This window comes from Calorimonas adulescens (genome assembly GCF_008274215.1).
Classification (GTDB): domain Bacteria; phylum Bacillota; class Thermoanaerobacteria; order Thermoanaerobacterales; family UBA4877; genus Calorimonas; species Calorimonas adulescens.
Genome location: NZ_VTPS01000035.1, coordinates 1 through 8449, shown reverse-complemented (window position 1 = coordinate 8449; position 8449 = coordinate 1). Strand labels below are relative to the sequence as shown.

Sequence of the window (8449 nt, the reverse complement as noted above, 5' to 3'; positions counted from 1 at the left end):
ATGGTACTCGCAAGGGGAGAGTAGGTCGCTGCCAGACTTTATATTAAAAACCCTGTGATAGATACTTTATTGAGTAGCTATCACAGGGTTTTTGTGTTTAGTGAAAGGTGTAATATGAGAAAATAATAATTTAATATGTATTATTATACAAAATATTTACAAGATTATGTTGACGCGGTGAAATTATGCATTTATAATGAATATATATTAAAAATTTGATTGGAGGCATAATTATGCGGAAATTTTTAGAATAATTTATTGTATGCTGATATGTATATTGGTTTTCCAAACATCAGCACTTGCTTCAACTGGACAAGCAAAAATTATCAAACAAAATAAAGAAATTACAGGCTTGGACGAACTAATTGAACGAGCTAAAAATCAGGTACTAACGCATATAACGGTGAATACGCCAATCAAAGTAAAAGTATAAATAAAAGTATAAAGTTATCAACAAATTCTTTTAATATTTCAGTAAACTATGATTGGGCCCCTGTAAAAATTACTGATAAGATGTATGAAGTAGGTGCTAACTCAAATGTTACATTGAAGCGTGGCACGGGGAGTTCGTGGACATTATCACTTGTAAATAATTACTAATTGGATTATTAGTATTTGCCTGACTTCAGGTGTTTATTAGTGAGGAGCTGTTGAATGTGAAAAAACAGATGATTAAACTTACCCAAATTGTTCCTTTCCTTGCCTCTATTTTGGTTGGATATTTAATTGGTGTCTTCGAAAGTAATGCTGAGGCCACATATAATAACCTGCCCTACCTTTTAGGCACCATAGTTTTTCCAATGATCGTGGGGATATTTTTGGGACTTGAGGATGCTATTAAGGAATGGCGAAGAGAAGGAAAACTCAGGTTTAACTATATTATGTTTTTGCTGTTCACTGTGATACCATTATTGGGCGTTATCAACTATTATTTTATAGGTCTTAAGATAATACCGGGTTTACATGAGCTTTTTGGTTCAATCTACTTTAACTGGACGATTATGATTATATCCGGCTTTTATTTTATCAGGTCATTTTACAAGGAGAAAGAATAAAGAATAATTTGTGGCTGCATTTTCATCTGCTATAAAGTATAATAGAAATGAGGAGTATAATTTAGATAGGGGTTGGCATAGTGGAAGCCATAATAGCAATTTTGGGTATGATATTTTCAATTGCATCACTTTGGTGTTACGGTACACTTCTAAAGGCAGCGTTGGGTATCTCAAAGTGGAATATTCTGCTTATACTTATACCTGTGGTAAATATAGTGATGGTGATAATCTGAGGGATGCAGGCTCACAATAAGTTAATTGAGCAGGACTATATTGATGGGTAATGCTATGGTTACCTTTTTTCTTTTATCTGTTATAATATAACAGGGTGAAGGAAATGAACAAAAAAGTGATGAGGGCTAAGATCTTTGCCATGGTATGGCCGGCTGCTATTGAAGGGGTACTTCAGATGACCGTTGGTTTTATTGCTACCGCTATGGTTGGGCATATAGGGGTGACGGCCATAGGTGCAGTAGGCCTTACCAACAGGATAACGCAAATGGTATGGGCCATGTACAATGCAGTGACCACAGGAGCTACCATACTTGTAGCACAGAGGTATGGGGCTAAAGATATAGAAGGTGTAAAAAAGACTGCAATGCAGGCATTGGTGATAGGAATTACAGCAATTATTATTCTCTGCGGCATTATTATATTTGCCGGAAGGTATTTCCTTATAGGATTGGGCGCAAGGGGACAGTTACTATCTGATGCCGTTATTTATTTGAATACTATTGTGTACAGTCTTCCATTTATGGTCATTGTCCTCATATCAGGGAGTGTTATGAGGGGAATGGGGAACGCCAGAACACCTATGAATATTGCACTTATTATTAATTCAGTAAACATCGCAGCAGGTTATATTTTTATATTTGGGCCTTTTGGACTTCCAGCTTTTGGAATTAAAGGTGCAGCAATGGCTGCGATAATAGCTCAGGGTGTGGGTACTATGCTTGACTTCTATGTACTGTTTGGGGACAATGGAATAATGAATGGATATGTTAGTATGGAGAATTTAAAATTAAGGATAAAAGAGGCATACGAGATCCTTCATATAGGTATACCAACTGCAATGGAATCCGTCTTCTGGCAGATAGCGCACACAGTGCTCACTATTATTGTCATAGGGTTTGGTGATGTGGCATTAGCTGCCCATCAGCTTGGCATCCAGGCTGAGTCCATATCGTATATGCCGGCTCAAGGTTTTGGCATAGCATCTACTGCACTGGTTGGACAAAGCATAGGAGCAGGAGATGAAAAAGCGGCTGGGGAGTATGTAAGAGAGATATCACTTTGGACAGGTATAGTTACAATATTCTGTGCTGCCATGCTCTTTATCTATCCCCAGATATTTATGACCATTCTTACTGATGAAAAAGAGGTAATTGACCTCGGCTGCATATACTTGAGGCTTATGGCCTTAGCGCAGCTTCCTCAAAATCTATCAGGTGTCATAAATGGAGCATTGCGAGGTTCAGGTGATACAAAAGCGCCTATGATTGTAGCTGGGACAGGGCTATGGGCAGTAAGGGTGCCTCTTGCTTTTTTGCTCACCAGATTTTTGGGTATGGATGTAGTTGGTGTATGGATATCTATGACGCTGGATCTTTTTGTGAGATTTGCCTTGAGCCTTATAAGGTATTCAAGGAGAGGTCTTAAAGCCAGCATTACTGGTAATGAGGCGTGAGATTTGCTGTTCTAATCATTGGCCTGGCCGGTTTGGTCGGGCTATATTTTTGTATCATAGCTTAAATGAGGTAAAATTGTATATGGAGGTGTTTTGTATGAGCAAGCTTTTTACACCATATGAGATTAAGGGACTCAAACTTAAAAATCGTATAATGATGTCTCCTATGTGTATGTATTCGGCTGGTGACGATGGCCAGGCCAATGACTGGCATTTTGTTCACTACGGCACGAGGGCTATAGGCGGCGTAGGGCTTATCATGCAGGAAGCGACAGCAGTGGAGAGGCGCGGCAGGATTACTGCCAATGACCTTGGTCTCTGGGATGACTCTCAGATAGGACCGCTTAAAAAGATTGTTGATTTTGTGCACTCTACTGGATGCAAAATGGGCGTACAGCTTGCCCATGCTGGCAGGAAGTGTGAGGTGAAATACGAAAGGATTGTTGCTCCTTCAAGTATGAAGTGGAGTGATGAATATCCTGTTCCGTCAGAGCTTACTAAAGATGAGATTAAAGATATAATTAAAGCTTTTGGCATGGCGGCCGCAAGAGCTGTCAAAGTTGGCTATGACACTGTAGAGGTCCACGCAGCTCATGGTTATCTCATTCATGAATTTTTGTCGCCACTTTCTAACACAAGAAGTGATGAGTATGGTGGCTCCAGAGAAAACAGAGTGAGATTTTTGCGGGAAGTATTAATTGAGGTAAAGAAAAACATACCCGATAATATGCCAATTTTTATGAGGGTATCTGCTACTGACTTTGTTGATGGTGGTATAGACATAAATGAGACAGTGGAGATAGTAAAACTTGTGAAAGACCTTGTGGATATTGTGGATTGCAGTTCAGGTGGCCTATTATCCCCAAGGATAGATCTTTATCCTGGTTATCAGATCACATATGCCGAGGCTGTAAAAAGAGAAACAGGAATACCATCTGTGGCTGTAGGCTTGATATCCAGCCCAGACATGGCGGAAGAGATAATAGGAAACCAGAGGGCAGATATGGTGGCACTGGGCAGAGTACTGTTGAGGCAGCCATACTGGCCTGTATATGCTGCTCATGAGCTTAAGGATGGAGATATAATAGCAGGGCAGTATTACAGGGGGAGATATAGATAAAGGCAGTACTCTTTTATGCAATTTTGAAGGATACGGATACAAGTGTATCCTTTTTCGTTTTCAGATACATAATTTGTGATAAACATTTCACTTATAAGCCATCTCCGTTTGCCATTGTGGTCTGTTATACGCCTGACCTGCACCCTGCATCTATAACAATCGCCGTAGAGCTCCTCAGACAAAATTGCACCACTGCCGGCAAAAGGTTCTATACATCTTTTTATATTACCGTATATAAGCTCTTCTGGGGAAAATCTTTGTGGCGTATTGGGCAACTGACCTCTCCGCCGGCACGCTTTGCAAATGTCCTGCCATATGCCATGTATATAAAAATAGAGGTATACATGGCATATTAAAAGAAGTTATGGTAAAATAATACAACAAGGTATGATATAATAAAAATGTATAATAATTGATATGGATAAATCGTGAGAGCAGCTGATTATCATTGCCGTAATATAGAACCAAAAATTAGAAAAAGGAGAAGAGAACAAATGAGTGAGATTTTACAGCCGCATATCAGGCTTAGCAGCAAAAATGCTGCAAAATATGCCCTACTTCCTGGTGACCCTGGGCGAGTGACAAGGATTGCAGATTATCTTAAAAACGTAAAGGAACTTTCTCACAATAGGGAGTATTACTGCATATCCGGTACATACAGGGGCATTGAAGTAATGGCTGTTTCAACAGGCATTGGCGGCCCTTCCACAGGGATTGCGGTTGAGGAATTGAGTAAAATAGGGGTTAAAACCTTAATACGCATCGGGAGCTGTGGGGCATTGCAGAGTGACCTGAAAAAAGGGGATTTAATAATTGCTTCTGGCGCTGTTAGGGACGAAGGTACATCAAGGGCATATATTTCTACTGCTTATCCGGCAATTCCAGACACTGATGTGCTGTTTGCACTGATAGAAAGTGCGAGAAGGCTTGGGTATCCATTCAGATATGGATTAATAAGAAGCCATGACAGTTTCTACGTGGATGAAGAGGATGAAATAGACGATTTTTGGAGGAACAAGGGAATTTTGGGTGCAGATATGGAGAGTGCGGCACTATTTGTGATTGGTGGCCTTAGAGGTCTAAAGACAGGTTCAGTATTGAACGTAATTACAGAATATCGAGGAGATCTTAAAGAAGACATTAACCAATATGCCGAGAGAGAAGATATGAGCATGGAGGGAGAAAGAAGAGAAATCTTAACGGCATTAGAGGCATTCGTTAGGATTGACAGGATGAATCCGTAAGGTCAAAATGACGTTTCAATACATTTGTGCCTCTTAAAACGTATCGAGGGAGCACTGATGTATTTGAAATAAAAATAAGTTGGAGGGATTTGTATGGGTAAACGAAGCATGTGGTCTTTTAAGTTCACAACAGCATCACTGGTCCTTATACCTACTGCTGTAGGCATAAACTACATTGGCAAATTCTTTGCAAGTCTCCTTAAACTTCCACTCTGGCTTGACTCTATAGGTACTATGCTGTCAAGTATGATGGCAGGGCCAATTGTTGGTGCAATATCAGGTGCAATAAACAATATAATATACGGGCTGACAGCCGACCCCATCTCACTGGTTTATGCCATAACAAGTGTGGCCATTGGTTTGACGGTTGGTATACTTGCCTATATAGGCTGGTTTAAGAGCTGGTCCATGGCAGTTGTTTCAGGGTTGGTTGTAGGACTGATAGCCGCCATAGTGTCAACACCTCTGAATGTTATATTCTGGGGCGGTCAGACCGGCAATATATGGGGAGACAGTGTGTTTGCATTTCTATCAGCGAGAGAAATTCCTATCTGGATTGCATCATTTGCGGATGAGATTATAGTAGATGTGCCGGACAAGATTGCAACAGTGCTTATAAGTTATGGTATTTATAAGGGACTACCCAGGCAACTGACATCCATTTATAGAAATGATGATGAGATAAAAGAGTTGTAGTTAGTCCATATAAGACTGTATTATACAGTCTTATGTTTTAGAAGGGATGAAATTAAATGAGGACTTTAAGCCTCTATCAGGAAGGGAACTCCATTATTCATAAAATAGACCCTATTACCAAAATAATATTTGTACTTATTACTATACTTATACCAATAATTATGGGGACATTGAATTCAGCGTTTGCATTTCTACTAATCAGTTTGACTTTAGTGATAATTGCAGGGGTCATCAAAAAGGTGCTCCCTATTGTGGGATTTACAAGTATAATCCTTGTAACAGTTATAATCATTCAGGGTCTGTATTACTTTAATAACAGGACACCATTCTTTGCTATTGGAACTGTTGTTTTTTACAAAGAAGGGCTTTTGTATGCTCTCGAAATAATTTTGAGGATATACAGCATAATTAATTCTGTATCTCTGCTGATGTTTACAACAAAACCCTCGGACCTTGTGGAGGCACTTGTGAAAAAAGGTCTTTCACCCCGGATAGGATATGTTTTTAGCTCGGTCCTTCAGATTATTCCGCAGATGATGTCGACTGTCGACACAATAATTGATGCACAGAGGTCAAGAGGGATGGAGGTTGAGGGCAGTTTTTCCAGAAGAATAAGGGCCTTTATACCACTCATAGGACCTGCTGTGATAAGTTCACTCATAGACACCAAAGAAAGGGCTATGGCGTTAGAAGTCAGGGCTTTTAATTCAAGGTATAAAAAGACATTTTTAAATGAAGGCACAACCTTTAAATATGCTGATGTTATGCAGGTGTCATTAATATCTATTCTCATAATTTCTATTGTTTTACGCTTTGTACACTGATTTATCTTCATATGATTTTAAAGCATCTTTTTAACCTATGCCTTCAAAAGATGTTTGATACAGGGGAGGGAATGATGTTTTTCATGAGAATTATAACTGTAGAACACTTGAAGTATAAATACCCTTTGAGCGATAAACTTGCATTGGATGACATCTCCTTTGAAATTGAGCAGGGTGAATTCATAGGTATAATAGGACAGAACGGTGCTGGAAAATCGACCCTGTGCCAGGCGCTGGTAGGTCTGGTACCAAACTTTTACAAGGGGTCATATGGAGGAACAGTCTTAGTCAACGGTATAAATGTATCAAAGACAGAGGTGTCTGAGGTAGCAAGCCATGTTGGTTTAGTATTCCAAAACCCATTTAATCAGATTACCGGCTCAAAACTAACTGTCTATGAAGAGGTAGCTTTTGGACTCGAGAACTTGGGTCTTCCTGTTGAAGAAATGAAACGACGTATTGATAATGTTTTAAATCTACTTGGCCTATATGAATTTAAGGATAAAAACCCCTTTGACCTGTCAGGTGGTCAAATGCAGAGGCTGGCAATTGCAGGTATTATTGCAATGCAGCCAGAGGTGATTGTGCTGGATGAGCCGACATCTCAGCTTGATCCGCAGGGGTCAGAGGAGGTATTCCGGGTTGTACAGAGGCTTAGCGAACAGGGTATGACAATTGTCATGGCTGAACACAAGATGGAAAAAATTGCAGCATACTCTGACAGGGTGATGTTGCTACATGACGGAAAGTTGATTGATTTTGATACCCCAAAAAAAGTCTTTTCAAGAGAAGACATTGAGGAGTACGGAGTCATAACACCGGTGTATACAAGGATTTGCAAAAACCTTGACATCAAAGATGAAAACGGATTTTATCCCATTACTATTGATGAAGCCCATGAGAGGTTGGAGAAAATATTATGAGTGAGATTGAGGTTAGAAATCTGCATTTTTCATATACAAAAGGGCAGGAAGTACTGGCCGGCATAACCCTTGATTTAAATTTAAGGCCGACAGCTATTATTGGGCAGAATGGAGCAGGCAAGACGACTTTTGTCAAGTTATTAAAAGGGCTTTTAAAGCCAACTGAGGGGGATATCTTTGTAAAGGGGTACAACACAAAGGAGAAATCTGTAGCATTTTTAGCACGATATATAGGACTTGTTTTTCAAAATCCGAATGACCAGATCTTTAAAAGCAAATTAATTGATGAGGTTATGTTTGGGCCTTTAAATATAGGGCAGGATGAGAAAACAGCAAAGCGCAATTCCTTAGAAGCCCTTGACCTGGTAGGACTTAGGAATCGTATAAATGAAAATCCCTATGACCTTAGCCTTTCCGATAGAAAACTTGTAAGCATTGCCTCAATCCTAGCCATGGATACGGATATCATCGTGTTTGATGAACCTACAATTGCCCAGGATTACCGTGGAAAAGAGAAAATCAAGGATATAATAAGATACTTGAAGGACAAGGGAAAACTTGTAATAACGATCATACATGATATGGATTTTGTTGCAGAGACCTTTGAAAGGGTCATCGTTTTTAATAGAGGAAAGGTACTTCTTGACGGTGACACACGCTTTGTGTATTCCTATAGGGATAAATTAAGGACGGCATCTCTGGAGCAGCCTTATGTTATGCAACTGGCACAAAAACTTGATATTGAGAAACCATTATTGACTGTGGACGAATTTACCAGATGGCTTAATGATAGATAATTTGAAAGGGAGTGTCGCAAAACACTATTTAAGTGTTAGCGGCACTCCCCTTTTTTGGATAAAAAATAAAAAACAGCTTCAAAATTTTAAAGGGAATATGGGC

At 39.6% G+C, this 8449-nt stretch carries 9 protein-coding genes; all 9 read left to right on the top strand.

The window, feature by feature from the left end; translation table 11 throughout:
* Positions 1–650 precede the first annotated feature (650 nt).
* Entirely contained in the window at positions 651–1055 is a 405-nt protein-coding gene (locus tag FWJ32_RS12925) for a hypothetical protein (RefSeq protein ID WP_203227775.1), read from the top strand.
* 80 nt (positions 1056–1135) lie between these two features.
* A complete protein-coding gene (locus tag FWJ32_RS13380) occupies positions 1136–1288 on the top strand; it encodes a hypothetical protein (RefSeq protein ID WP_162523637.1) in 153 nt (50 codons plus the stop codon).
* 104 nt (positions 1289–1392) lie between these two features.
* Complete coding sequence (locus tag FWJ32_RS12920; protein ID WP_149546380.1) at positions 1393–2742, top strand: MATE family efflux transporter; 1350 nt, start codon at positions 1393–1395, stop codon at positions 2740–2742.
* A 97-nt stretch (positions 2743–2839) separates the two neighbouring features.
* Positions 2840–3862 carry an NADPH dehydrogenase NamA gene (gene namA / locus FWJ32_RS12915; RefSeq protein WP_149546379.1) on the top strand — a complete coding sequence of 341 codons (1023 nt, stop codon included), beginning with the start codon at positions 2840–2842 and terminating at the stop codon, positions 3860–3862.
* A 494-nt stretch (positions 3863–4356) separates the two neighbouring features.
* Positions 4357–5106, top strand: coding sequence for a nucleoside phosphorylase (locus tag FWJ32_RS12910; protein WP_149546378.1), 750 nt, complete (start codon positions 4357–4359; stop codon positions 5104–5106).
* Between the two features lie 93 nt (positions 5107–5199).
* On the top strand, positions 5200–5802 hold the full coding sequence (locus FWJ32_RS12905) for an ECF transporter S component (RefSeq protein WP_149546377.1): 603 nt from the start codon (positions 5200–5202) through the stop codon (positions 5800–5802).
* A 56-nt stretch (positions 5803–5858) separates the two neighbouring features.
* On the top strand, positions 5859–6626 hold the full coding sequence (locus FWJ32_RS12900) for an energy-coupling factor transporter transmembrane component T family protein (RefSeq protein ID WP_149546376.1): 768 nt from the start codon (positions 5859–5861) through the stop codon (positions 6624–6626).
* A gap of 74 nt (positions 6627–6700) precedes the next feature.
* Complete coding sequence (locus FWJ32_RS12895; protein ID WP_238988892.1) at positions 6701–7549, top strand: energy-coupling factor ABC transporter ATP-binding protein; 849 nt, start codon at positions 6701–6703, stop codon at positions 7547–7549.
* Positions 7546–8346, top strand: coding sequence for an energy-coupling factor ABC transporter ATP-binding protein (locus FWJ32_RS12890; RefSeq protein WP_203227774.1), 801 nt, complete (start codon positions 7546–7548; stop codon positions 8344–8346). The genes FWJ32_RS12895 and FWJ32_RS12890 overlap by 4 nt, the downstream gene beginning before the upstream one ends.
* The last annotated feature ends 103 nt before the right edge of the window (positions 8347–8449 follow it).

What these genes read in the sequence shown, in the direction of transcription:
- FWJ32_RS12920 (WP_149546380.1), top strand. Translation starts at nt 1,393, where the DNA reads ATGAACAAAAAAGTGATGAGGGCTAAGATCTTTGCCATGGTATGGCCG.
- namA (WP_149546379.1), top strand. Translation starts at nt 2,840, where the DNA reads ATGAGCAAGCTTTTTACACCATATGAGATTAAGGGACTCAAACTTAAA.
- FWJ32_RS12910 (WP_149546378.1), top strand. Translation starts at nt 4,357, where the DNA reads ATGAGTGAGATTTTACAGCCGCATATCAGGCTTAGCAGCAAAAATGCT.
- FWJ32_RS12905 (WP_149546377.1), top strand. Translation starts at nt 5,200, where the DNA reads ATGGGTAAACGAAGCATGTGGTCTTTTAAGTTCACAACAGCATCACTG.
- FWJ32_RS12900 (WP_149546376.1), top strand. Translation starts at nt 5,859, where the DNA reads ATGAGGACTTTAAGCCTCTATCAGGAAGGGAACTCCATTATTCATAAA.
- FWJ32_RS12895 (WP_238988892.1), top strand. Translation starts at nt 6,701, where the DNA reads ATGTTTTTCATGAGAATTATAACTGTAGAACACTTGAAGTATAAATAC.
- FWJ32_RS12890 (WP_203227774.1), top strand. Translation starts at nt 7,546, where the DNA reads ATGAGTGAGATTGAGGTTAGAAATCTGCATTTTTCATATACAAAAGGG.